The organism is Bacteroides sp. An51A (assembly GCF_002161565.1).
GTDB lineage: Bacteria > Bacteroidota > Bacteroidia > Bacteroidales > Bacteroidaceae > Phocaeicola > Phocaeicola intestinalis.
Genome location: NZ_NFIC01000004.1, coordinates 90998 through 115056, shown reverse-complemented (window position 1 = coordinate 115056; position 24059 = coordinate 90998). Strand labels below are relative to the sequence as shown.

At 44.1% G+C, this 24059-nt stretch carries 24 protein-coding genes; 7 read left to right on the top strand and 17 right to left on the bottom strand.

Annotation, left to right across the window (positions count from 1 at the left end; genetic code table 11):
- Position 1: 1 nt before the first annotated feature.
- The 5 genes from B5G04_RS08805 to B5G04_RS08785 form a co-directional block, all read right to left on the bottom strand.
- Positions 2-661, bottom strand: a complete 660-nt coding sequence (locus tag B5G04_RS08805) for an acyltransferase (RefSeq protein ID WP_087396860.1) — start codon at positions 659-661, stop codon at positions 2-4.
- Between the two features lie 40 nt (positions 662-701).
- Complete coding sequence (locus tag B5G04_RS08800; protein ID WP_087396858.1) at positions 702-1958, bottom strand: nucleotide sugar dehydrogenase; 1257 nt, start codon at positions 1956-1958, stop codon at positions 702-704.
- Positions 1959-1969: 11 nt separating this feature from the next.
- Positions 1970-2821: a glycosyltransferase family 2 protein gene (locus B5G04_RS08795; RefSeq protein WP_087396856.1), complete on the bottom strand. Its 852-nt coding sequence runs from the start codon at positions 2819-2821 to the stop codon at positions 1970-1972.
- A 61-nt stretch (positions 2822-2882) separates the two neighbouring features.
- Entirely contained in the window at positions 2883-3557 is a 675-nt protein-coding gene (locus B5G04_RS08790) for a CatB-related O-acetyltransferase (RefSeq protein WP_087396854.1), read from the bottom strand.
- Position 3558: 1 nt separating this feature from the next.
- Positions 3559-4788 (bottom strand): hypothetical protein, encoded by a 1230-nt coding sequence (locus B5G04_RS08785; protein ID WP_143270450.1) that lies wholly within the window; start codon positions 4786-4788, stop codon positions 3559-3561.
- Positions 4789-4930: 142 nt separating this feature from the next.
- On the opposite strand from B5G04_RS08785, the gene B5G04_RS08780 reads away from it, so the two are divergent.
- Complete coding sequence (locus B5G04_RS08780) at positions 4931-5347, top strand: helix-turn-helix domain-containing protein (protein ID WP_087396117.1); 417 nt, start codon at positions 4931-4933, stop codon at positions 5345-5347.
- Positions 5263-5946 carry an IS630 family transposase gene (locus tag B5G04_RS08775; RefSeq protein WP_143270429.1) on the top strand — a complete coding sequence of 228 codons (684 nt, stop codon included), beginning with the start codon at positions 5263-5265 and terminating at the stop codon, positions 5944-5946. Before B5G04_RS08780 ends, B5G04_RS08775 begins: the two co-directional genes overlap by 85 nt.
- Before the next feature lie 43 nt (positions 5947-5989).
- Here the strand turns inward: B5G04_RS08775 and B5G04_RS08770 are convergent, their stop codons facing one another.
- The 6 genes from B5G04_RS08770 to B5G04_RS08745 all read right to left on the bottom strand — a co-directional run bounded on the left by B5G04_RS08770 (position 5990) and on the right by B5G04_RS08745 (position 13098).
- On the bottom strand, positions 5990-6985 hold the full coding sequence (locus B5G04_RS08770) for a hypothetical protein (RefSeq protein ID WP_087396850.1): 996 nt from the start codon (positions 6983-6985) through the stop codon (positions 5990-5992).
- A 29-nt stretch (positions 6986-7014) separates the two neighbouring features.
- Positions 7015-8025 carry a glycosyltransferase family 2 protein gene (locus B5G04_RS08765; protein ID WP_087396848.1) on the bottom strand — a complete coding sequence of 337 codons (1011 nt, stop codon included), beginning with the start codon at positions 8023-8025 and terminating at the stop codon, positions 7015-7017.
- Positions 8015-9031 (bottom strand): glycosyltransferase family A protein, encoded by a 1017-nt coding sequence (locus B5G04_RS08760; RefSeq protein WP_087396846.1) that lies wholly within the window; start codon positions 9029-9031, stop codon positions 8015-8017. Before B5G04_RS08760 ends, B5G04_RS08765 begins: the two co-directional genes overlap by 11 nt.
- Positions 9028-10575, bottom strand: coding sequence for a hypothetical protein (locus tag B5G04_RS08755; RefSeq protein WP_087396844.1), 1548 nt, complete (start codon positions 10573-10575; stop codon positions 9028-9030). Before B5G04_RS08755 ends, B5G04_RS08760 begins: the two co-directional genes overlap by 4 nt.
- 553 nt (positions 10576-11128) lie before the next feature.
- A complete protein-coding gene (locus B5G04_RS08750) occupies positions 11129-12535 on the bottom strand; it encodes a hypothetical protein (protein WP_087396842.1) in 1407 nt (468 codons plus the stop codon).
- Between the two features lie 89 nt (positions 12536-12624).
- Entirely contained in the window at positions 12625-13098 is a 474-nt protein-coding gene (locus B5G04_RS08745) for a hypothetical protein (RefSeq protein ID WP_143270449.1), read from the bottom strand.
- 153 nt (positions 13099-13251) lie between these two features.
- Here B5G04_RS08745 and B5G04_RS08740 point away from each other — a divergent pair, with 153 nt between their 5' ends.
- Positions 13252-13758 carry a DNA-binding protein gene (locus B5G04_RS08740; protein ID WP_087396838.1) on the top strand — a complete coding sequence of 169 codons (507 nt, stop codon included), beginning with the start codon at positions 13252-13254 and terminating at the stop codon, positions 13756-13758.
- Between the two features lie 269 nt (positions 13759-14027).
- Entirely contained in the window at positions 14028-14444 is a 417-nt protein-coding gene (locus B5G04_RS08735; RefSeq protein WP_087396836.1) for an N-acetylmuramoyl-L-alanine amidase, read from the top strand.
- Positions 14445-14657: 213 nt separating this feature from the next.
- Here B5G04_RS08735 and B5G04_RS08730 read toward each other — a convergent pair whose 3' ends face one another.
- The 5 genes from B5G04_RS08730 to B5G04_RS08710 all read right to left on the bottom strand — a co-directional run bounded on the left by B5G04_RS08730 (position 14658) and on the right by B5G04_RS08710 (position 21575).
- Positions 14658-15383 (bottom strand): CpsB/CapC family capsule biosynthesis tyrosine phosphatase, encoded by a 726-nt coding sequence (locus B5G04_RS08730; protein ID WP_087396834.1) that lies wholly within the window; start codon positions 15381-15383, stop codon positions 14658-14660.
- Positions 15384-15388: 5 nt separating this feature from the next.
- Positions 15389-17701: a polysaccharide biosynthesis tyrosine autokinase gene (locus B5G04_RS08725; protein WP_239414078.1), complete on the bottom strand. Its 2313-nt coding sequence runs from the start codon at positions 17699-17701 to the stop codon at positions 15389-15391.
- Between the two features lie 403 nt (positions 17702-18104).
- Positions 18105-18875, bottom strand: a complete 771-nt coding sequence (locus tag B5G04_RS08720) for a polysaccharide biosynthesis/export family protein (protein ID WP_087397084.1) — start codon at positions 18873-18875, stop codon at positions 18105-18107.
- Positions 18876-19025: 150 nt separating this feature from the next.
- Entirely contained in the window at positions 19026-19526 is a 501-nt protein-coding gene (locus B5G04_RS08715; RefSeq protein ID WP_087397082.1) for a UpxY family transcription antiterminator, read from the bottom strand.
- Between the two features lie 762 nt (positions 19527-20288).
- On the bottom strand, positions 20289-21575 hold the full coding sequence (locus B5G04_RS08710) for a site-specific integrase (protein WP_087396830.1): 1287 nt from the start codon (positions 21573-21575) through the stop codon (positions 20289-20291).
- A 301-nt stretch (positions 21576-21876) separates the two neighbouring features.
- On the opposite strand from B5G04_RS08710, the gene B5G04_RS08705 reads away from it, so the two are divergent.
- Complete coding sequence (locus B5G04_RS08705) at positions 21877-23025, top strand: M50 family metallopeptidase (RefSeq protein ID WP_087396828.1); 1149 nt, start codon at positions 21877-21879, stop codon at positions 23023-23025.
- Here the strand turns inward: B5G04_RS08705 and B5G04_RS19780 are convergent.
- The gene (locus tag B5G04_RS19780) at positions 22961-23191 is read right to left on the bottom strand and encodes a hypothetical protein (RefSeq protein ID WP_158100077.1); all 231 of its coding nucleotides are present in this window, start codon (positions 23189-23191) and stop codon (positions 22961-22963) included. The two genes, B5G04_RS08705 and B5G04_RS19780, sit on opposite strands and share 65 nt — an antisense overlap.
- 250 nt (positions 23192-23441) lie before the next feature.
- Here B5G04_RS19780 and rplU point away from each other — a divergent pair, with 250 nt between their 5' ends.
- Both rplU and rpmA read left to right on the top strand, forming a co-directional pair.
- Positions 23442-23759 (top strand): 50S ribosomal protein L21, encoded by a 318-nt coding sequence (rplU, locus tag B5G04_RS08700; protein ID WP_022038690.1) that lies wholly within the window; start codon positions 23442-23444, stop codon positions 23757-23759.
- A gap of 21 nt (positions 23760-23780) precedes the next feature.
- The gene (gene rpmA / locus B5G04_RS08695; protein ID WP_087396825.1) at positions 23781-24053 is read left to right on the top strand and encodes a 50S ribosomal protein L27; all 273 of its coding nucleotides are present in this window, start codon (positions 23781-23783) and stop codon (positions 24051-24053) included.
- The last annotated feature ends 6 nt before the right edge of the window (positions 24054-24059 follow it).

Below are 24059 nucleotides of genomic sequence, written 5' to 3'. Positions count from 1 at the left end.
TTTAGGATTTTGAAATGTTAGAGCGTGTGTATCTATATCGGTCTCTATCCCAATTAATATCGGTTTTTAGCATTTTGGCTGGCGTTCCTCCATAAATAGCGTTTGGAACATTTAATTGATTAGTTACTATACTGCTATTGGCTATAATTGAATTATCAGCGATACAACTTCCTTTCAATACCCGTACATGAGCAGTTAGCCAGACGTGATTTCCAATAGTAACAGATTCTGCCCAATTGATTCGTTCATCAGTATTGGCTTTGATGATAGAATGGCTATCTCCGTTTCTTATTTCAATATCATTGGAAAACATACAATCATTTCCAATAGTAATAGTTTCACCCTCTGTTGAGGCTATATGTCCTCCTTCCATCGTAAAATTATTTCCAATAATTATTTTGCAATTGTCATCTTGTAGCCAAAAACTTGCATTTGAAATTATGGTACTTCCATCTCCAATTTTTAGAAGACAATTATTTCCGTATATTTTTATTTTACAATCTCTTAGCCTCGCTTTTCTTCCTATTACTATTTTATTGTTTTTGCCTGTAATAGAGAATTTTACATTCTTTAGGAAAGCTCCTTTGGCAATAATGTGTTGATAGTATTTCCAAGTATTATTTTTATGGATAAGGTTGTAGATAAATGCAATAAAATCCATAAGAAATGGATGTTTTTTCATTAATTGTTTGAGCATAGATTTAATCCCTCCTGAAAATATCTCGTGTATAAACTTTCTTTTTTACATCATCCAAGCAAATATCATAGCGGTTGGCAATGATGGCGTGGCTTTGTTGCTTGAAGCTGTCCAAGTTATTCACCACTTTGCTGCCAAAGAATGTGCTACCATCCGTCAAGGTCGGTTCATAGATAATTACCTCAGCACCTTTGGCTTTGATGCGCTTCATTACGCCTTGAATAGACGATTGGCGGAAGTTATCACTGTTCGACTTCATGGTCAAGCGATAAACTCTAATCACGCATTTCTTTTCTTCTGTCGGATTGAAATCGCCACGATTATAATAATCATAGTATCCGGCTTTATGGAGAACTCTGTCGGCAATGAAATCCTTGCGTGTCCGGTTGCTTTCCACAATAGCTTGTATCAAGTTTTCCGGCACATCCGCATAGTTGGCCAGTAGTTGTTTGGTGTCTTTGGGCAGGCAGTAACCTCCATAGCCGAAACTGGGGTTGTTATATTGCGTGCCGATACGTGAATCAAGACATACGCCGTCGATTATCGCCTTCGTGTCAAGTCCTTTCATTTCGGCATAAGTATCCAGTTCATTAAAGTAAGACACACGCAACGCCAAGTAGGTATTGGCGAAGAGTTTCACCGCTTCGGCTTCAGTTAATCCCATGAAAAGCGTGTCGATGTTCTCCTTAATGGCACCTTCTTGCAAAAGGGCAGCAAACATCTTTGCCGCTTCATCTAACCTTGCATCTCCTTCAGGACGACCGACAATGATGCGGCTCGGATAGAGGTTATCATACAGAGCTTTGCTTTCACGGAGAAATTCAGGTGAGAAAATGATATTGTCGCTATTCATTTTCGTGCGGATATTTTCGGTATATCCTACGGGAATCGTACTCTTTATCACCATAATGGCATTCGGATTCACCCGTTTCACCATCTCAATAACTTCCTCCACATGGCTGGTATCGAAGTAATTCTTTACCGGGTCATAATTGGTGGGAGTAGCGATAACTACGAAGTCCGCTTCTTGGTAAGCCGTTGCACCATCCAAGGTCGCAGTCAGGTTCAGCGGCTTTTCTGCAAGATACTTTTCGATATATTCGTCTTGGATGGGCGATTTACATTGGTTTATCAAGTCCACCTTTTCAGGTATCACGTCCACGGCGGTCACCTGATGATGCTGGCTTAGCAAGGTAGCGATGCTAAGTCCTACATAGCCTGTTCCGGCTACAGCTATTTTTAGGTCTTTGAAGTTTGTCATAGATAAATATCTTAAACTCTTTTCAAATATTTCTGATTCCTACGATTCCACAACTTTGGGAAGAGACATCTTAAATATATCGTACAATAATGGAAAGATGCTTTCATTACTCCACAATGCTTTTTTTCTAAATGAAATGTTTCTTTCGGAGGCATACCGGTAGGACGATGTAGTGCTTTCCATCGTTGATTGAATGGTATTTCAGGATTGCACCATCTGTCAATGGTTTCATGTAAATCGCATTCTCCGAGGAATTCTCCTGCCTGATACATTTTGATTCCTTTTTCTTTTGCACGAAGTCCATAATCAAAATCACCTTTGCTGTGAGTGAAATAGTAATCCAAGTTCCCTAATATATGGTAGACATACATTGGTACCAATACAATATTGCCATTGAAGTGGGTTACTTCCACAGCCGTTCCATTTGGAATAGGAATTTTTCCATTGCCCAATCGTCCTCCATAAGTAGGTTGGCTATGGTTTAATGATTGGGTAGCTCCTATGATTATGGCATGATTGCCTTTTTCTTCGGAGACCTTCAGTAGTGTGGTTAACATTGTAAAATAGACAAAAGTGTCATCATTCAGCCAAAGGTAATAATCGTAATCTTGGCTTTTTGCTGCTGCCTCCCATGCAATGTACATTCCTCTGTTCCAAAACAAGTTGCCATCTCCTTTTATAATATGCACTTGTGGATATTGTGTGCGTATGGCTTCGGGAGTTCTGTCCGTACAACCGTCATCCGTCAAGTACATATCCATCTGGTAATCGACAGGAATTTCCTGTTTGAATAGGTTTTGTAGGCAGCACAATGTCTTTTCTCTACGGTTATGTACTGTGAGCAGTACTGCGATTGATTCCATGGTAATTCAATAGGCTTAATTTATACATGAATTTAGCTGGATTAATTATAGCATTTAGATGTCAAATCATTCCAGACCTTTCCTTGATTCTTTTATAGATTTCTTCCGGTTGTTCGTTCCACCAATCTGTCCCTATAAATTCCCGATATTGTTCTTTAACTTCCCGATAGCGAATAATGCGTGCAGGAACTCCACCAACAATAGCGTATGGTGGAACATCTTTGGTTACAACAGCTCCTGCTGCTATTATTGCTCCATTTCCTATAGTTACACCATCAAGAATGGTTACACGTGCTCCAATCCAAACATCATGGCCTATTTTGATCGGAAGATAATCTTGAAAGTTACTGTCTTCATTGACAACTTCTACTTGGCTGGCATTATGTTTGCGATAAAAAATAGTCGATGTAGAGAAGTTATTTATTGGATGGCGTCCAAGCCCACATATCAATTCATGTGAAATAGAACAATAATTTCCAATAGTCGTATTTTGAATCAATGCATTCCGGCTGATATACGTATAATTCCCTATTTGAGAGTGATTAATAATGCATCCAGAATATATATGGCTATGTATTCCAATCTTTACATCAATAGTTGCTGAGCAACCACTATCAATTATAGATTGTGGAAACCGTTTTTTCATTTCTATATTCCGTGCACCGTTATTAGCTATTTTCACAAGCTCCTTTAATAGCCCGGGTATGGCATAAAATAATCGCGAAAGAAGGTTCATATTAATATTTTGTTAATGTTCTAAGCCATATATAAAATTCCCTGTTTGACATGCCTCTAAATTGAGGTGAATAACAAATGCCGATCATAATCCATAAGAATAAATAATTCAAGTCAAATCGTGAAAAATCTTCTATCCATGCAAACAACCACCTGAAAGCGACATAGATACCGATTAAGGGTACAAATAAATTATGAGACTGGGTCACTCCTTTATAAGAGGCGGTTACAAATATTATAAAGTATAATATAACGCCGATGATTCCAAAATAATTAAACACGTTAAGAATAGATGTCTCACAACTTTGTCTTTCACCTCGTTGTATGCCTAAATCTTTGTCTATTGATTTACCGAATGAATAAGATTCATAACCTCGTGCTATACTTCTTCCTTGTATTACATAATTATGCTTTATGGCGGATTTTATTTCTTCTTGATATAAGAAAGTCCGTGTATCTATTAAGGCCGAATATTTATTGTCTGAAGTGGAACTTGTTAGTTCAAATTTTCCTTCCAATCCTAATTCCTTTTCTATTTGGAATACATTGAAAATACCGGTAATACCTAAAACGAATAGCATGATTGGAGTAAGCCACAATAGATATAATATCTTTCGCTGGAAAGAATAGAAAAATCTTCTAATAATAGGGAAATACAATGTGCCACCAATTAATAGGCAAACCGTGAATTTAAGGACATCACTTCGAGAGGCATATCCAAAAGTGATAGTTACTAAATAGGCTATTATTAAAATGATTTTATTCTTTCTGTTAACAAAGAATATGAATAGACTAAGAAATGAATAAGGAACTAAAAAACGGCCAAATGCGTCAGAAGATAGAAATGGCGTTAATATAATCAATAATATCCATGCATATTTCAACCAGAATTGTAACACTTTTTGTAACAGATTGGCGTTACTAAATATGTAAACTGCAATTGGCAATAGAAAAACCATCAGATTATAAACCAATAACTTCCAATCCCAATAATTCTCGGTCATGTAAATGGCGCCGTAAATAGCAGAGAAGGCAACGTAAATCAGGAATATCTTTATGGGGAATATTGAGTAGCATTTTGGTGACAAGTAAAAAAAAATAAATAGTATTGTACTCTGTAGTAGCCACCACAAAAATGTATTGCCAATAGGAAGGCTGCACCATTGAAGAATGGAGGAAATACTAATTAACAATATTGTATAGGGCAATATATTTAATAGTTGCTTTTTCATAATCATTAGATATTATATCGAATAAAGTTTTAGGGTACTGATAACAGATAGTTATGAATTCTGTTCCTTAAGTAGATGTTCATAATTAGTTTATATCATATAGATTTGATACCTTTGCCTCATAAACCTCAAAGATACACTTATGGGCAAAGTCAAATCAATCATATTAAAGGACTCCGAACGCTTGGCGTTGGAAACAGGTTTCCGTCAGGGACTCAGCCATTGCTTCCGCATGCGTTGCCGTGCCGTATTGCTCAAATCGTCAGGGCTTTCAAGCAAGCAAGTAGGTTTGCAGACGGAGATGTCGCATGTATCCGTCAACTTTTGGGTGAAACGTTTCATGCAGGAAGGCATCAGCGGCTTGCATACCCGCCCCGGGCGTGGTCGCAAACCTATCATGGACTGCACGGACGAGGAAGTTGTCCGCAAAGCCATAGAACAGGACAGGCAGAGCGTCAGCAAAGCCCGCGAAGCTTGGCAGAAAGCCACGGGCAAGGAAGCGAGCGACCAGACATTCAAGCGTTTTTTATCAGCATTGGCGCAAGATATAAGCGAATAAGAAAACGCCCAAGGGGAGTACCCTCGCCGCAACTCTATGCGTATAAGACCGAGAAGTTGCAAGAACTTGAACAACTGAACATGGACGGCAAGATAGACCTTTATTACGCCGATGAGAGTCACGTATGCACCGAAGGCTATGTGCCTTACGGCTGGCAATTCCGTGACGAAGACGTGTATGTCCCATCCCAAAAGGCACAAAGGGTCAACATCTTCGGCATGATAGACCGGAACAACCGCTATCATGGGTTCACCACGACTGAAAGCATTGACGCGGACAAGGTCGTTGAATACCTCGACGCCTTTTCCTTGAGCATTAAGAAAGACACGTTCATCGTGCTTGACAATGCGAGCGTACATCGAAACAAGAAGGTACGAGAACTGAGGACATTGTGGGAGAAACGTGGGCTTTTCCTCTTTTATCTTCCGCCGTATTCCCCGCACCTGAACCTTGCGGAAACATTGTGGAGGATAATGAAAACCAAATGGATCAGACCGCAGGATTATGCGAGTAGCGACAACCTCTTTTATACCGTCAATAGGGCATTGGCGGCTGTCGGGGATACTTTGGGAATTAAACTTAAACATAATGCTGCTTAATTTTGATTAGTTACTTATTCTGTATAAACTTTATTATGCAATATTACCAATAACATCCGCTTTCTACTTGATTTGCATTCATTGGACGTTCGTTTTCTCCTGGACGTACCCAAAATTTATTCATTAATGATGAATAGCTTCCATACGGAATTCCCCATTCTCTAACTCCATAAGAAGGATTTTCCCATCGCTTGCCTCTTATTCCAAACAATAGCTGCAAAGCACCGCCTAAATGAACAGCTTTTTTTCCTTGCCGTTTGACATGAGCAGCCAAAGGAAAACCATACGCACCGCATCCTATCAGGCATACATCGTAGTCTTCTTTATCAATCTCATCTTCCATCCATTTCAATGCTTCAAACCAGTCTTTGAAACCATTGTCTTCACCTCCAAGGCTTTGTACAGCTTTTACAGTGCGTAATGATGCAAATTTAGGTAATGTATCCGGGTTGCTAAATAATAAAGTACGGTTGTTGTATTGTGAAAGGATGTCTTCTGTAAAGGGATGAACGACAACGATATTTTTATTTTTCAAACAACGTGTCCAAGGCTTGTCTGCCCAAAAAGGTTCCAATAACCGAAGATGTACTCGCTGTATATGTTCCAGCTCTTTTGTAAAATATGCTTCATTTTTTATCCAACATCCTAACAAATCCAATTCTTTCATATCTTGCATCATCAAGTCACCGAAGCGTTGCATATTCTCTGGGGTGGGAGGAAAGAAACCGCTCCATTGTTGCATCTGATTCATAATGCTTTTGTTCCACCACCATTCCGGTTGTTCTCCTCTAATATATTTTAGTATGGAATGATGTTTAGAATTGACTCCTAAATAGTTTACCAATGCTGAAAGTTCGGTACTTCCGAACCGTGCAATCATACAAGGCTCGTTGTCTATAAGCAGATTGAAAATTATTTCCGAAGCTTTATCGGGATTTTCTTCTCTTTGGATCGGTGGTAGTTGGTAGCTGTCAAAGGTTTTTGCGTACAGCTTGCGGAGAACTTTCAGAATGAAGTGTTCAAAAGTGTTTTTCTTCATGTTTCATTGCGTTAATGAAAAATCGACAATTACTTTAGCAACTTATAAATAAGCGGAATTGTATGCTTATACAATGTAGGCGAAAGTCTTAAATACCGCAATTCTATTTTTTTCATTTTTGAAATCCATTCCGGATCCATCTCAGATTTACTGAACGGTATTGCCAGTATATTGGAAGACAAATAATTGAAATAGTTTTTCGGAAAATAGGTTGGATATTTAGCTACAAGTCTGAGGTTTGCTATGCACATGGAGATTGTTATACTTTTCAAGTAAGGCATGATTGACTTGTATTCCGGATATTGAGCAACAAAAAGATATCTTTCGAGACGTGCGTTTGTCCGGTCATAATATTTCTTTAATTTCCCCTCTAATGAATCATCCATACAAATGCTTCCTTGTCTGTGGAAGTAAAAATAGTATTCATCTTTGAAATAGACTGTAGACTTTGCGTGGTGAAATACTTGATGCATTACGCTTGTATCATCGTCCAAACCTCTTCCTGCTGGGAACTGTACGTTTTCAAACAATTGCCTCCTGTAAATTTTGTTCCAGAAATATGAACGCCATTCTTTTTCTTCGATAAGTTTACAGAAGGAATCAATATGATTATATGTGGTATAAATATTATTGTAGATATCTTGATAACGATGTTTAGGAGTATCCCCCCACATGTCACATACACCGCATTGGGCTATATCAGCATTTTCATTTATCAATGCGTCCATCATGTGCTGATACATATCCGGGTGTATCCAATCATCAGAGTCTACAAATGTGACAAATTCGGAGTTAGAATTGTTTATGCCAATTTCTCTTGTTAATGAAGAACCTTTATTTTCTTGATGGATTACTTTTATTCGTTTGTCGGATGAGGCTATTTCGTCACATAAGGAAGATGTGCCATCGGTGCTTCCATCGTCTATAAGCAGGATAGAAATGTCTTTATAGGTTTGGTTCGCAATCGATTCCACACATTTCCTTAAATATCCTTTCACATTGTAGCATGGTACAATGACGGTAAGCGTTTTACTGTTCATGTGCTATATAATATTTTTGAACGGATTCGGTATTGTATTTTGATATGACACCTACTCTTGGGAAACCGTGCATTCTCCAAAGCAGTTTTGTAACATAAATGTATATGACACATATCGAATAGGCTTGGTGATCACACAGATATATTGGGATTCGGAACATTTTTTGGAGAGATGCGCTAAATCCTGCGTAAGCAAGTTTTAGCATGTGATATTGTTGTCTTTTCAGTAACCCTAAAATAAAATGCCTGCCTCGGTATTTGATAGAAATGGGCACTAATTTATTCTTTTTTCCCTGTTTCAGATACAGTTGATATAGTTTGTTCAGAACTTCAATTTTATCTTTAGTATATTTATCCTGTTTTGAAATATCGCTTGTTGCCTGTCCTTCTACGTTCCCTACGTACACATGGAGACATTGTCCAATGTAGATAAAGTTTCCCTTCATTGCAATAGATCCTTGCAGCAGCAAGTCTTCATTATTTTTTAGTTCCGGATCAAATCCGCCTGCTTTTATGAACTTCTTCTTACGTATAATGGTTGCGCCGATATGAGTCATCTTATCAGGATTCATGAAGTAGTTAATTTCTACTGCCTTGTCTTTATACTTGTCGATGAGTGCGTTTGCTGATACTTTTCCTGTTTGGAAATCTTTATAATAACTAGCACAGCCGATCATGTTTGCAGTTGGGTATTTTTGTAATACGTCAATTAATGTTTCCAAATATTTTGGTAACCATTCATCATCCGCATCTAGAAAAGCTATCCAATCGCCTTTTGCTTCTTTTACACCCTTATTGCGTGCTGCACTGACACCTGCATTCTCTTGATTAATAATTCTAATTCGAGGGTCATGAAAATGTCTGTCAATTACTTCCACGCCATTGTCTGTAGAACCGTCGTTGACAATAACAACTTCAAAATCTTGATATGTTTGGCTCATCACAGAAGTCAAAGTATTAGCTATTGTATGAGCCTTATTATACAAAGGGATAACGACCGAAATCATACGTTTTTATGAATCTTGTTTAATATTTCAGCTTTGATTGTATAAAGTATCTGTTTTTCCTGTTTTCCACAGCCTATAAAGAAGAATGCGATGGAAAATATCATAACAGCAAGTAGGATAAAAATCAATAGTTTAAAAATTGAATTTATTTGAATAAATTGCTCTACCATATATAGAATCATTATACTTAGTGCCAATGTTTCATATAATGGTAATGTTACTTTTTGCACATATTGAATAATTGAAATTCCAACTAACTTTTTTGTAAATAATATAGCTGCAATATAAACCAAAACATTCCCAAATATTATGCTTGTGATATACAAAAAATAAGGTGGCATTCCAACTTTAAACAACAAATACATAACTGGCAACTGAAAGAAATTGAATAAGCAGCTCCAAATTGTGTACTTTCTTATATGTCCGGTTGCTGAGATGGCAGTAGGAAATGTACCAAATTGGAATTCGATAAAGGTTTTGATTAATTGAAAGCGTACAAAAATGATAGTCCATTCGGGTATTTCTTTAAGCCAAATCTTTAAAATATAAGGGGTCTCAATAAAAAAAGGTATGGCAACAAGTAGATAAAGTGCGGTAGAATATTTTGCTCCAAATAATGTAGATTTGATTAACAATTCTTCATTCTTTGCTCCCGCGCTTTTTCCCAATATAGGATTTAGGGCTTTAAGCATATTGGAGGATAAAATTTGCAATTGCCCATTTACTTGACTGGAAATGCCTTGAGCCGCATTCAATATCGTACCAAAAAAGTGATTTAAGACAACTCCTTGTCCTTGGGCACTAATCATAATTATTGCTACGCTGGAAAAGTTCCACCCCGCAAACGAAGTCATTTCTTTCATCAATCTTTTGTCCCAATACTTTTTGATTCGAATGGAGCATTCCTCATAATGTTTGTGACAATACACCCGCATGATGGTCAACGTAATCAAAGGAATGCATGCCATGAGCGAACCGTACACTATGAGTTTGTCGTATGAAGTATATACACAGGCAAAAGCTACTGCCAGTTTCAAAAATGATTCCAAAATCCCCACAATGGCATAATACTTCATATTCTCATGGGCATTCATCGCCGCATCGTAGGGGACGGTCATTACCGTAAACATGGTGCTGACAATGAGTGAGCCATACACCACTTGTGCAGCAAAGGTACGGTCGGCAGGAATGTTCAATATGCCATTGAAAAAGAAATAACCGGCTATAAGCAAGGCAATCCCTACAATGAAAGCAATGCCGAAGTGTAGTATCAGACTGACGTTGAAGATACTCTTTTGTTTTTCCTTGTTTCCTTCTCCCTCCGAATAGGACATGAACCGTTGGGTTGCACTCGCCATAGCCCCATTCAGGAAACCCAGCATGGCGATAGCTCCTCCCACGATGTTGAAGATACCGAAATCGGATGCTCCGAGCGAGTTAAGAATCAGTCGGGTTGTGTAAAGCGAGATGAACATCGTGATGCCCATCTTGGCATAAAGGTATCCTGTGTTTTTAATGACACGCGTAGCAGTGGAGGATGGCATAAACAACGTATTTATAAAAGAAGGTAAGCACTTAATTTAGGGAATGCCCCTTTGAATGGGCACTTTTCAGTGCCATACGAGTTTTGTTAATTAGCTTTGAATTTAACATGGGCAGGTAGCCAACGTGATTTTGGCAGGCATCCTATTCACATAGTTCCTGCACCCGTTAAAGGTATTTTTGAAAAAAGTTCCGATGAAATTTCATGCGGGATTGCCGTGAAGCTTTACCGCACTTATAACACTGTGATGCTTAACCGTTATTTTGGCTCTGGTATCACTGCCATAATAAGAGTTCTTCGTCAGATAGTCCGCTATCCTTCCTCATAGTAAAGACGCAAGATTTTGCGTTTCTACAAAAACTCATCCCAAATCATCGCACGATAAATTCAAAACAGCTTCTTAGAAACAATTTCTTATATGAATATCCTCATTTTGCCAAATTACCTGTATGGGCGTATCGCATACGCCCGAAAGCGTTCACGTAGATAAGTTGGCGCATCTGGGCGTATGCAATACGCCCCTACATTGGCTGTTTGCGGATATTCATAATTTCTTATCCCAACCACTCCCTTAAATCTATCTCTTTCAAGTCTGCCCCAATTACCGTGATGCGGTTGTCGTACTTCCTTGCCGGATGCCCCTGTACTGTAATGGGGGTGTACCGGTTTGCCGGTTGCTGGAGGGTGGCGCAGATGTCTTTGCAAGCCGCTTCCATGTCGCGGGCGATGACGAGGATGTCCGCAAGGCGGTTGGCACGCAGCATGTCGTTGAAGAAGGCATCGCCTCCACGAAGGGAATGCCCTAAGACGAGGATGCGCTTGGCATGGGCGAGGGCTTCCGCCGTGCGGTACCATGTCGTGACATACTTGCCCGTGATGACGGGTTTCAGCTTCAGCGGCGGCATGAACGACGGGATGGGGAGGGCGATGCGGTCGCCTTCCAGGCTCAATTCGCCAGCCAGGCGGTCCTGGAAGAAGCGGGCGAGGTCGAGGGCGTGCAGGTTTTCCACCTGCAGGTCGTTCTTGTTCTCGATGTCCACATAGCCGGTCAGGTTGCCGTTGAAATAGATTGCCGTGGGCGAAGCGGATGCTGCCAACGTAGTATAATTAAAGGTGATGACCAGTATCTGTGCTTTGCCACGCAATTGCCCGTATACCGGGAATGCGGGTTCGTTCTCGTTTGGGACTGCCAGCGTCTGTTCTTCGTGGACGAGGTATGCCCACAGCGTCCAGGCGATGTACAGGTATGTCTTGATTTCGCTCTGCTTGTTGGCGAAGAAGCCGTAGAAATGTTGCGCCAGGAGTTGCCCGATGTCGAGCAGGTTGGTGTACACATGGCGCAGGATGGGATTTTCCGTGTCGTGCAGGCTGGTTTGCAGGATGTACTTGATGATGCCTTCGAATGTCTTGGTATAGCTGACGTGCGAGAAGTCGATGATGGTTTCTTCGGTCGGGTCGATGCCCGTCACTTCGCGGATCAGTGCTTCCGTCTCCTCGTCGATGGCAGCACCGACTTTCACTTCGGTAATCTTATGGAAAAGACGGACGATAAGCTGCCCCATCTTACGTTGTCCTTCATCGAGGCAATCGTTCTGCTCCAGTTCCCGGCTGATGTTGCCGCAAATGGTCTCGCGTTCCCGGTCGAGGTCGTGGGCAAGTCGTTCGATGGCGTTGTCTACGAATTTGGCATAACTGAAACGCAAGCCTTTGAGCCGTTTGTGCAGTGCCGCGTCCACCGCCTTTCCTTCTTCCGTCTCCAGCCACTCGGTTATCTTGGGCACCAGGCTGCATGGCGCGGAAAAGCCGATGGCTGCATCCACTCCGGCACCAAGCACGACTACGGTACGGGCGGAAGCCGTCTCATGGAGGGGGACGGGCGTGCCGAAGTAGTTGTTCTGTATGGCTTGGGTGGCGGAGGGATTTATCTGGGCGTTTCCGCCATACATGTCGATTTCGTTCATATCAGGAAAGCGTTTGGATGAACATAAGTGAGTGAGCCGTTTCACATAAGTAACTCGGGCGTTTCACATAAGTGAGTCAGCCTTTTCACTTATGTTCGTTTGCGGGGCCTCTTCGCCAGTGCATTGTTGATGGCTGCCCGCAGGTTGTCGATGGTGTTGCCTTTGGTGAGCCGGGGACATAAGGCAAGGAGTTTTTTGATGAATGCAGCCTTGACCACCAGCTCTGCCGTGACTTTGTCCTCTTGTTCCAGCAGGAGCATCGCCACATCCGCCAGCGCGCTTGCCGACTCGCATTGCGCGAGCTGAGCGATGTAGCGGGGCAGGTTTCCAGCCTGGCTGATATGGACTGCCAACGCTTGCGCTTCGGGCGTAAGGCCGGATAGGTTGAGGGATTCCTCGCGCAGCTTCTCGGCGGCGAACTGGTCGCCGTAGTAATTCTGGATAGCTGTGGCAGCCGTAGGGTTTATCTGCTGGCTGCCTCCATAGATATTGAATACAATCTGTTTGCCGTCTTCCATAGGGCTTTTGCTTGTTTGGTTCAACGAATCCTCAACGGAATTCAACCGATGCTAAACGGATTATAAACGCCTTTCAACGGATTTGCAAACCGCGCTTCCGGCGCCTTATCTTTGTTGTGTCGAAAGGATGAAGCGCGCAGACATCACGAAAGACAAGTAACCCGAAGTTTTACCATTAAAAAAAGAAAGGAACGTATTATGTTAGATTACAGTGTTTACCTGCAGACCAACCACCTGACACCCGAAGCCGGCGAAAGAGCCTATGCCCGGCTGCAAATCCGCGAAAATTGGGACGGCGACAAGTTTATCAACCACCTGGCAGCGCACAATGCCGTCTTTACGCGGGGTACATTCAAGGGGGTGGTGAGCGACCTGTGCAACTGCATTGTAGAGCAGGTGCTGAACGGTAACAAGATTGCCTTGGGCGAACTGGGCACCTTCCACGCTTCCATCAGTTGCGAGAGTGCCGATAGTATGGAGAAGTTTACCGCCGCCAATATCAAGGCAGTGAACCTGGTCTTTACACCCGGACCCGATTTTGAGAACATGATCGGCAAAGCCACGTTCAACCTTGTGGCGAGCCGTAAGGCACAAAAAGCCACCGTTAAGGCGGAGAAAGCCGGAGAGGCAACCGTAGACTTGGAAGCAGCCAAGCGTAGCGGAACGGGCAACGATGCCTCGGAAGGCACCGGTGGTTTAGACTAATCCACCTATCCGCTGAGAACTGCCGGCATTCTCGGCGGATTCACTTCAAAGCTTATGCAATTTATATTGTTCATTTATTTAAAGACTACACGTATGAAAACAAGTTGGAAAAAAGTGTTGCTTTACATCGTAAAGCTGGTTGAACTGCTGATAACCGGTGTTGCCGGTGGTATGGCAGCGAATTTGTAGTTTCAATTGACAACCCAATGTCACGCTGGATTGCAAATCCGGTGTGACAAGTGCGCAAAAACTTAAGAACTCAAAAATTTATGAGACCCATTACCCTGATTATCGTACACTGTTCCGCCAACAAGGCGGGCAGTGCCCTCCGGATGGCAGACATTGACCGCTACCACCGTTCCCTGGGCTGGATAGGTTGTGGATATCACTACGTCATTCCTACGGACGGGACGGTTGAACCCGGCAGGCCGGAAGAAATGGTGGGAGCGCATTGCAAACGCCACAACCGGTACTCGATAGGCGTCTGTTATATCGGCGGCTTGTCTGCGGACGGGAAGCCGACAGACACGAGAACGGAAGCGCAACGTACCGCCTTGCGCAGCCTGCTGGAACAGCTTCACCGGAGATACCCTAACGCCTTGATCGTCGGACACAGGGAGCTGGACCCGCAAAAGGCCTGTCCGTGCTTCGATGCCGTGAGGGAGTATCGTGACCTGAATCCTTGATCTCTTTATCTTAGAAGCTGTTTTGAATTTCTCCAAAAAGTTTTTCTTGTCTTGATGTATCCGTTTTCGTGTGTGCTTTGGGCGATTTTTTGGTCCTTTTCGCTCCTGTTCTTCGTCAGATAGCCCGCTATCTTCCTCATCACAGAAGCGAAAATGCCTCAAAAACTCATCCCAAATCATCGCACGATAAATTCAAAACAGCTTCTTATTATCTTATTCCGGAAGATGTGCTGCCGGGATGTCCCGTAACATCCGCAACGTGTTTTCCGGAATTTGTTTGCTAAAAACTTTTTCTTCCCAAATGGTCAGACGGTGCAGGTCACTGCCCACAAAATCATACAGACCGTTTTTCAGCAGCCAACCGGCTTTTTTCCCTGCATCCGCCGTATACATCTTGGCTAAAGAAGGCAGGTTCAACTGAAACTTTACGCCCATAGCCTTCAGCCGGTGGTATTCGGCTTCCTCCATGTATACATAACGTTCGGGATGTGCCAGTATGGGGTAATAGCCTTTGGTCTTAATCCGCATCAGGATGTTTTGTAAGCCCATCGGCGGATTGAAGTAGCTGGTCTCTATCAAAAGGTGGTCGCCGTTATCGCCCATGGGCAAAAGGTCATTCTTTGCCAGGCGTTCCTCGAACAGGTTGTCCAGCATGTTCTCGGCGGCAAGGTGTAAGGTGATATTTCCCGGGTACGCAGCCTGCAGTTCGGCGAAGCGTTCGCGCAAACGGGCGGTCGTATTGGGGATATCTTCCATGATGTGCGGTGTAAGCCACACGTCTTTCACCCCAAATTGTTCGTATGCGGCAAGGATTTGCAGGGCTTCTTCCAGGGTTTCCACCCCATCGTCTACACCGGGCAGGATGTGGCTATGCCAATCAACGAAGCCACGGAAGAACCCGCTTTCTGCCAATGTCTGCTTCTTTCGGAACAGCCACATAGTAGTTACTTTTTCCCGTACCCATAATGGTATCCGTACTTATACCCGTATCGGTAGCCATAACGGTTGCCGCCTCCTTCGGTACCGTTCAGGATGACTGCCATGTTCTTGAAACGTTTCTCTTGGTAAGCGCGTTGCAGTTCGGGCAGCATGTCGCGCTCCAGCAAGCCGGCACGGACGATGAAGAGGGTGCGGTCGGCAAGTTTCTCGATGATTTGCGTGTCCGCTACAATCTCGATGGGCGGACAGTCGATGAAGATGCAGTCGTATTCGTCCCGCATCCGTTCTATCAACGTGCTCAGGCGCGGTTCGGCAAGCAGTTCGGTAGGATTGGGCGGGATGGTGCCCACGGGCAGGATGTGCAGTCCGGGATAGCCGGGCATCTCTTGTATCAGCGTCTGCGGATTCTCTTCCCGTTTGCCTAAATAGTCGCTCAGCCCCTTGGCGTGTGAACGCAGGTAGTGCGAAAGGGAGCCACGGCGCAAGTCGCCGTCTATTACCAGTATCTTTTTGCCTTTCAGGGAAAAGCTGGCGGCAGTATTGATGGCAAGGAACGTTTTTCCGCTGCCGGGATTGAACGAGGTGAAAAGGATGACATCGGCTTTTCCCGTATGGCCTGCATCGAGCATGAACTCCAGATTGGTACGCAACACGCGGAACGCTTCGTTGATGATGTCGCGGCTGCCCTGTTGGATAAGAACGGTTTTTGCCGTTTCCTCTTTGTCTCCTTTCTTCTTACCGCCAGCCAAGGGAATTTCTCCGGCAAAAGGCAAGGACAGCGATTCCAGGTCTTTCCGTCCGCGCACTTTGGTATTCAGCTGCTCGCGGGCGAAGATGACCCCTATGGGGATGAAAAGCCCCAAGGCAAAGGCTATCAGGAGGAATTTCTTTTTATTGGGGGCGGTAGGCACCATGCTGCCAGTGGGCGGCATGATGACGCGGGTGTTGTATGCGGTGAAAGCCTGTGACAGTTCGTTTTCCTCACGTTTCTGCAAGAGGAACAGGTAGAGAGCCTCTTTCACTTTCTGCTGGCGTTCTACCGAGAGCAGGTATTTGCCCTGAGAAGGATTGGCAGCTATCCTTGCCGTGGTCTGCCGCTCGCTTTGCTGCAAGGCGCGCAGTTGGGTATTCAGCGTAGTAATGTGGTTGTCGATGGAGGAAATGATGGCACGCCGCATGTTCTGCAACGACTGGTCGAGGTCTACTACCAACGGGTTGCTTTCGCTACTGTTCGCCACGAGGTTGTTGCGTTGCAGTTGCAGGGCGTTGTAGTCTGCTATCTGTTTCTCGATGCCGGAACTTTCAATGCCGGAATTGGCAGGGAGCAGCTGGTTGCGGCTGTTGCCTCCGGTAAGGTAGTTGCGCACGTAGCGGGTCATGGCAAGCTGGGTGTTCAGGGCGAGGATTTGCGAACTGGTTTCGCTGCTTTGCGTCATGTACATGCTGGCGGCTGCCTGCACGTCGGGCAGCAGGTTCTCGCTCTTGTAAGAAGAGATGTTCTCGTCTACGTTCCCCAATTCCTGCTCGATGACTCCCAAACGCTCGTTGATGAACATGGAGGTGCTGACGGCTATCTGGTTCTTGTCTTTCACCCAGTTTTCGTTGTAGACGGCTATCAGGGTATTGAGCACGTCTTCGGCACGCTGGATGCACACGTCTTCCAACGAAAGGTTGATGACGGTGGACTTCTCGTCGTTCAACGCCACGTTCAGCTTGTCTGAATAGGCAGCAGCGGTGCTTTGCAAACCGGAACGGGATACATAGACCGCCTCCTTCCATGTTTCCGCACCCGCCATAGGTTTGACCAGCAGCCTGCCCACGGGGGTGGATACGGTATCGTTGAACAAGGCTTTGACGGCTTGTCCGGATTCTTCTTCACCGCGTACAAAGTCGGTCAGTTCCACGCCTTTGTTGCCGGAAACGGGAAGGATGGTGAGCGAAGCTCCCTCGTTGTCCAGCAGGTCGAAGAACTCCACTTCGTAGGGGCAGGCTTGTCCGTACAACACCTGTTTGTAGAAAGTGCCGTCGGTGGAATAGTTGATGTTCAGGTGCAGGCGTTTCACCACGTCGTACATCACGGCAGGCGACTGCAACGACTGCATTTCATTGTTTACGTTAGTATTGGTCTGGAACAAATCCAAATCGCCTAATACACCCGCGGAATTGGACAGGGAGTTTCCTTTGCTGTCTTCTTTGATAAGCAGGGACGCCGAGCGGGTATAGACCGGTGGGGTAGTGAGCAAATGCAATGCGGTAAATCCTAACAGGACTACTAAAGAGATGACAAACCAATACCATTTGGCAAGGCAGAGGTACATCAGGTCTTTGAAGTTGATTCCGCTGCTGCTTGATTTTTCTAATTCGTCCAAAAATAATTCGGTTTCTTTATCGCTGAGGGTTGACATGGATATTGAGTTTTTGAGTTTTTAAGTTTTTAAGTTTTTAAGTTTTTGAGTTTTTAAGTTTTTTGAATGTCCTCATTTTGCCAATAACTTGTAGGGGCGTATCGCATACGCCCGAAAGCGTCCACGTAGATAAGTTGGCGCATCTGGGCGTATGCGATACGCCCCTACAGTCAATTAGGTAAAATGCGGATATTCATTAATAAATATATCGAGAAGGCAAAGTTTTCAGAGTCAGATATTTGATTTGTGAGTTCTGTTCTCTCAAAAAATAAAGCTCTGTGCCTTTGTGTCTCTGTGTCCTATTCCATTTCGGTTATCAATTGAATATCAGGATGGCAACGGAGGTCAGCAACGAGGCGAGCGAAATCCAGAAGGAAGTGGACCGCACGTTGTTGCCGTTGACGGTGGACTGGCGTGACCTTACGTCGTTGGGTTCCACATACACCACGTCGTTCTGTTGCAGATAATAGGCTGGGGAAGTATATACGTGTTCGCCCGAGGTGAGGTTGACACCATAGACCCGTTGCTGCCCGTCCTCCTGACGCAACACCATCACTTTCTGCCGGTTGCCGTAGATGGTCAGGTCGCCCGCCATGCTCAGTGCATCGAGTATGGTTATCCGGTCGCGGTCGATGGAGAAACGTCCGGGATTGTTTACTTCACCCATTACGGATACACAGAGGTTCATAAACTCCACGGTTACCACAGGGTCTTTCACCAGGTTCTTCGTAACCAGTTCGTTCTTGATATGTTCGGCTATCTCTTCACGTTTCAATCCAGCCACATGCACCTTGCCCAATACAGGGAAATCGATGTTACCTTCCGCATCCACGGTATAGCCTGATACGCCGTTATTGGTTCCTGTAGACAATCCGTTGGTACGTAACGACTGGCCTAACTGCCGGCTGACGTAAGGCAGGTTGAAGAGGTCGGTCAGTTGCGGGTCGCGGCTATTGACGATAATCGAAATCTTGTCTTCCGGCTGTACGGTAATGGTTTGTACTTCCGGCAAAGTTATCTCACTCTCTCCCGGTTTCAGGTCCTGAAAATAGACTACTTCTTTCGATGAGCCGCAAGAGCTCAACATAACGGTTCCTGCGGTGAGCAGGAATAAGGCGCATAGCAAGAAAATCTTTTTCTTCATTTTTACAATTTGGTTTTGGCTGATTGATATAAGAAACAGTTCCTTAAAACAGTCTCTAAGTCTTTGCATCATTGTTATTATAGTCGGATTGAATCAGTCAATCAGGCGGATAAATTCCGGCTGTACTTCTACAGCCGCTGCCAACAGGGTAGGAAGTTCCACTAGTAGCCGCTTCACTTTCGAACCGCGCAGGGTAAGCAGCGTGCCTTCGTATCCGTCCAGTTGCCCGCCGATAATCCGTATCTTGCGGCTCAGCATGTCCGGAGTAATTTCGGAGGGACGGTAAAACTTCGGGTTTTCGGAAGATTCCACAGCCTGAATGAAACGTTCCATATCGGCATTGCGGACGGTCATGGGCTTGCGCTGTTTTAGAAAACGGTATTGGAACGTATGTACGTTTTCCACGATTGGGTCGATGACTGCCTGAACCTCATGCACGAAAATCAAGTCTTGCATAAACGGCACTTCCCTGTCTTCCCGCTTGCCGTTGACCATGACCAGCTTGTGCACCATCGGCGTGAAGAAGTCGATTTTCATCTTTTCCAGCATTTTGTAGGCGGGCATTTTGGCATTGGGACGGGTCAAGTCGCGCATCACGAACCATTGCCTGCCTGTGCCATTCGCTTCGTGCCTGTTTATGGCTTCCTGCGCCTCTTGGCTATTCGTTTGCGTATCTTCCATTTCCAGTCAGGGCAAAACCTTCTAATCCTGCAAGTTCTTCTTATTTGTTGAAGTACAGGCAGTTATAGTCGTTCTTTCCAAAAGTTCGGGGCTTTCTCCCGTTATTTTATCATTCATAATCCGCTGTTGTACGGTTTTGTTTGTTTTGCTTTTTCACAGGGGATTCCCCGCAATCTGCAGTCGTACATCTATTCGTAAGAGATGTATCGGCACATACTTCCGTGCTTAAAAATTTGATAAATAAGAGAATAAAAGACATAATAAATGTCATTTGTATCACATTTGTCGAGCAAAAGCATTTTTTTTATGTCCCAAAACTCAACTTTTTTTTCATTTACCGCTGTTTTTCAACAATAATATATATCTTTGCGTCCGTGATACATCTCTTACGAATAGATGTATCGATTTGTGCAACATACTTCCCTTGAAGTTAGTAGAGATGTCACATTGTGGCATCTTTGAATGCATCCATGTAGACACATTCAAAATGCTTCATTCCGTTCTGCATGAACAGGTGGTTTTCCTTTTTATGAATGTCCTCATTTTGCCAAATTGCCTGTAGGGGCGTATCGCATACGCCCGAAAGCGTCCACGTAGATAAGTTGGCGCATCTGGGCGTATGCGATACGCCTCTACATTGGCTGTTTGCGGATATTCATATTTCCTTTTATGGAGCTATGTTATGTCCAGGGTATGTTTTGTGCGGCACGGATGCGCAGGAATCGTGTCATGCAGGACAGTCCGGTTTCTCTGTTGTACAATGGAATTGATGACCTTGCTGTTTGCTCTGTCTACCACGGCTGTATCCAACAGGGCAAGGTAGATTCGTGTGGTGTCTTCCGAATCGTGTCCCAGTGCTTCACTGATGACAGGTAAGGGGATGTGTTGGCTTTGGGCAATGCTTGCCCAGCCGTGGCGGCTGACGTAGAATGTGAGCTTGATGGGACAACCTATCATTCTGCCGATTTTCTTCAACTTCCTGTTCATCAGGTGCGAGGCATTCAGGTATTGCCTCCTTTCGTCTTTTCCGGATTCTTTGATGATGGGCAGCATATAGGGTGATTCAGGGTCACTATATTTGCGGACAATTTCCTGCATGAACGGTTCCCATTTGATGCAGAGCTGCTGGCCGGTCTTACGTCTGCGGTAAACCAGCACGCCATTTTGGAGATCTTTTTTCTTCAGAAAAGCCAAGTCTACGAAAGACATGCCGCGCAGGTAGAAGCAGAGTAAGAACAGGTCCCGTGTGAACTCCAGTGCGGGATGCAGGCTCAGTTCCAATTCCTTGATCCGGGCAATTATCTCGGCTGTCACCGCCCGTTTGACGGTCTTTTCCACCCTCGTGTTGACGCGCCGGAAAGGGAAGCGGTTTTCCGTGAGTCCTTCTTCCACCGCCCGGTTGTAGAGAGTGCGTAAGTTGCGCATGTAAAAGGAGACCGTGTTCGGGCATTTGCCGTCCTGTTCCAGATACGCTTCGTATTCCGTCATCAGAGCTGCATCTATGTCTTCGAAAGCCATGTCGCCCTGTTCGCCCCAGAAACGCTGGAAGCTGTTCAGCGAACTGGCATAAGCCTCCGCCGTGCGAACTTTTCCCATGCGTCTTGTCCGGTCCACTTCCTTACGCGCGTATGCGATAAAGTCCGAGTTGCTGTCGGAAGCCAGGTAGGCGGCTACAATTTGTCCCGGTGTATAATAGCCCGATTGCTCTAACTTCCGGATTGCCACCCTCAGCCTTTCGGTGTCTTCCTCGATGCGAGCTGCCAATATGTTCAAATAACGGTTCCTTTCCAGATTGTCTGCTGTCTTCCGGATTGTTGATGCTGCTTTGTCCCACTCATCGGGGAATAATTTATAATTTGTGCTGACGGAACGCACTATCCGGTTGTGTATCACCTGATAATACAATGTGCCCTCTTTGCCGTTGATCGATGAAGGACGGAATTTGATTTTTATTGTTGCCATATTGTTTTGAATTTAGATTAGAAAATGCATGCAAATATCCAGTCATTTCTACAAAAAGTTTGTCTTGGCTTGATGTATCCTGTTTTCGTCCGACTGGAACTGGTGTATATCTTCAAAGAAGTGAATGATGTGAAATTGGATGCGGACAAGAAAGTTAGACTGAAGAAACGGTTTATACTATGGTGGTGAGAGGTCGGAAAACGAAAGTAGGAAGAAAACTACTTCGTTTTCCTCCTACTCGATTGGCTGAAGTTCTTGGAAAATGTGTTATTTTTGCTCCAGAAAAATAATCTTTATATCTATGAAACAGGCATTGAAACTGGTAGGCATGTTCCTTATAGGAATTTTATTGGGGGTGATGGTAAGTGGAGCAGGTATAGCCCTGTTTACCGATATGACCTTGGCTGCATTTTTCGGGAAACTCTTCAGACTGCATATAGCAGAAGTTATTGGTTTCCCACTCTTGTTTATATGCTTTTTTCTGATAACCCTATTCTTGCAGGTTACTTTGCACGAGGCAGGACACCTGATATGCGGATTGGCTTCGGGGTATCGTTTCGTGTCGTTCCGTATCTTTAATTTCACGTGGATACGCAAGGATGGTAAATGGGTCTTGAAACGTTTCAGTGTGGCAGGTACCGGAGGGCAATGCTTGTTGGCTCCGCCTGATAGGCCTGAGGAAGAGATTCCGGTATGCGGATATAACATGGGTGGTGTAATGATGAATATTTTGACTGCCCTTGTGGCTTTGGGATTTTTATTGTGGATGGAGGATTTGCCTTTCATGTTATCGGTTTTTCTGGTGTTTTGGGTAATAATCGGATTGTTTTTGGGAGTGACAAATGGTGTTCCGATGAAGCTGGGTGGAATAGGGAACGATGCTTATACATTGCGTTTGCTGAGACATAATCCGGCAACGAAGCATGCTCTGATATTGCAACTTCGTATAAATGCGCTGATACAAGAAGGGATGCGTCCGAAAGATATGCCCGAAGAATGGTTCAAGCAAGATGCGGCAACGATAGATTACAAAGACATTCTGCAAGCGACAATCGGACTGATGAACGTGTCCCGCCTGCTAGATCGGGAAGAGTGGGAGGACGCTTATCGTCTTTTGGAAGATGTCAAGAGCCATAGCTCCGAACTGATAGGTATTTTGCAACAAGAAACGGATGCTGAGCTGCTTTTTACAGCTTTGGTAACTGGGAGGATGGAACGTGCCGGTGAACTTGCGACTGATAAATTGCTGCGTTATATTCACCTATATAGTCGTGTCAGTTCTTCGAAACAGCGTCAACTTTTCGCACTGGCTTTGTATCAGGAACACGACAGGGAAAAGGCCGAAACTATATACCGCAGCGTCGTGAACCTTCGTGAGAAATACCTCATGCAAGGGGAGGTGAATATGGATATTGCCTTGATGGAAGTCTTGCTGGCGCAGGAGGCTTAGAAGCTGTTTTGAATTTCTCCAAAAAGTTTTTCTTGGCTTGATGTATCTGTTTTCGTGTGTGCTTTGGGCGATTTTTTGGTCCTTTTCGCTCCTGTTCTTCGTCAGATAGCCCGCTATCTTCCTCATCACAGAAGCGAAAATGCCTCAAAAACTCATTCCAAATCATCGCACGATAAATTCAAAACAGCTTCTGAGAGCCTGTCGTTTAAATTTTGCTTAATATAGACCTGATATCATACTGCTTATCGGAAAATTGGAAAATTTAAACAAACTCTGCGTGAAAATGCTGCATAAAAAGTTGGTTATATGGATTTAAAGCTATATCTTTGCAGCCGATTTAGTCCGTGGAGGTAGACAAGTAATCTGTGAGACGGATTCACCTTGCGGAGAAAACCCGTTTAATAATTTAAAAAGAAATGTACGTAATTGTAGAAATTAACGGTCAACAGTTCAAGGTTGAAGAAGGAAACAAGCTCTTCGTTCAGCACATTCAAAACGCAGAAAGCGGTGCAACTGTTGAATTTGACAAAGTTTTGTTGGTAGACAACAACGGTGAAGTAAAAGTGGGTGCTCCTACCGTAGAAGGAGCCAAAGTGGTTTGCGAAGTAGTTTCTCCGCTGGTAAAAGGCGATAAAGTGCTGGTATTCCACAAGAAGAGAAGAAAAGGCTACAGAAAACTGAACGGTCATCGTCAACAGTTTACTGAATTGACCATTAAACAAGTTATTGCTTAATCATTAAAAACGTAGAAGAAAATGGCACATAAAAAAGGTGTAGGTAGTTCTAAGAACGGTCGTGAATCGGCAAGTAAGAGATTAGGCGTAAAGATATTCGGCGGTTCAGCTTGCAAAGCTGGTAACATCATTGTTCGTCAGAGAGGTACAGTTCATAACCCCGGCGAAAATGTAGGTATGGGAAGCGACCATACACTTTACGCATTGGTAGATGGAACCGTATGCTTCAAGAGAGGCCGTAAGGACAGAAGTTATGTTTCTGTAATTCCTGCTCAGGCTGAGGCTGAAGCATAATCAAAT

Excerpts from the sequence above, each read along its gene's own strand:
- B5G04_RS08755 (WP_087396844.1), bottom strand. The coding sequence starts at position 10,575 with ATGCCATCCTCCACTGCTACGCGTGTCATTAAAAACACAGGATACCTT.
- B5G04_RS08735 (WP_087396836.1), top strand. The coding sequence starts at position 14,028 with ATGAGACCCATTACCCTGATTATCGTACACTGTTCCGCCAACAAGGCG.
- B5G04_RS08780 (WP_087396117.1), top strand. The coding sequence starts at position 4,931 with ATGGGCAAAGTCAAATCAATCATATTAAAGGACTCCGAACGCTTGGCG.
- B5G04_RS08715 (WP_087397082.1), bottom strand. The coding sequence starts at position 19,526 with ATGCGCGACTTGACCCGTCCCAATGCCAAAATGCCCGCCTACAAAATG.
- B5G04_RS08765 (WP_087396848.1), bottom strand. The coding sequence starts at position 8,025 with ATGAACAGTAAAACGCTTACCGTCATTGTACCATGCTACAATGTGAAA.
- rplU (WP_022038690.1), top strand. The coding sequence starts at position 23,442 with ATGTACGTAATTGTAGAAATTAACGGTCAACAGTTCAAGGTTGAAGAA.
- B5G04_RS19780 (WP_158100077.1), bottom strand. The coding sequence starts at position 23,191 with ATGATTTGGAATGAGTTTTTGAGGCATTTTCGCTTCTGTGATGAGGAA.
- B5G04_RS08705 (WP_087396828.1), top strand. The coding sequence starts at position 21,877 with ATGAAACAGGCATTGAAACTGGTAGGCATGTTCCTTATAGGAATTTTA.
- B5G04_RS08760 (WP_087396846.1), bottom strand. The coding sequence starts at position 9,031 with ATGATTTCGGTCGTTATCCCTTTGTATAATAAGGCTCATACAATAGCT.
- B5G04_RS08730 (WP_087396834.1), bottom strand. The coding sequence starts at position 15,383 with ATGTGGCTGTTCCGAAAGAAGCAGACATTGGCAGAAAGCGGGTTCTTC.
- B5G04_RS08750 (WP_087396842.1), bottom strand. The coding sequence starts at position 12,535 with ATGAACGAAATCGACATGTATGGCGGAAACGCCCAGATAAATCCCTCC.
- rpmA (WP_087396825.1), top strand. The coding sequence starts at position 23,781 with ATGGCACATAAAAAAGGTGTAGGTAGTTCTAAGAACGGTCGTGAATCG.
- B5G04_RS08800 (WP_087396858.1), bottom strand. The coding sequence starts at position 1,958 with ATGACAAACTTCAAAGACCTAAAAATAGCTGTAGCCGGAACAGGCTAT.
- B5G04_RS08795 (WP_087396856.1), bottom strand. The coding sequence starts at position 2,821 with ATGGAATCAATCGCAGTACTGCTCACAGTACATAACCGTAGAGAAAAG.
- B5G04_RS08720 (WP_087397084.1), bottom strand. The coding sequence starts at position 18,875 with ATGTTGAGCTCTTGCGGCTCATCGAAAGAAGTAGTCTATTTTCAGGAC.
- B5G04_RS08725 (WP_239414078.1), bottom strand. The coding sequence starts at position 17,701 with ATGTACCTCTGCCTTGCCAAATGGTATTGGTTTGTCATCTCTTTAGTA.
- B5G04_RS08785 (WP_143270450.1), bottom strand. The coding sequence starts at position 4,788 with ATGAAAAAGCAACTATTAAATATATTGCCCTATACAATATTGTTAATT.
- B5G04_RS08790 (WP_087396854.1), bottom strand. The coding sequence starts at position 3,557 with ATGAACCTTCTTTCGCGATTATTTTATGCCATACCCGGGCTATTAAAG.
- B5G04_RS08710 (WP_087396830.1), bottom strand. The coding sequence starts at position 21,575 with ATGGCAACAATAAAAATCAAATTCCGTCCTTCATCGATCAACGGCAAA.
- B5G04_RS08770 (WP_087396850.1), bottom strand. The coding sequence starts at position 6,985 with ATGAAGAAAAACACTTTTGAACACTTCATTCTGAAAGTTCTCCGCAAG.
- B5G04_RS08740 (WP_087396838.1), top strand. The coding sequence starts at position 13,252 with ATGTTAGATTACAGTGTTTACCTGCAGACCAACCACCTGACACCCGAA.
- B5G04_RS08805 (WP_087396860.1), bottom strand. The coding sequence starts at position 661 with ATGGATTTTATTGCATTTATCTACAACCTTATCCATAAAAATAATACT.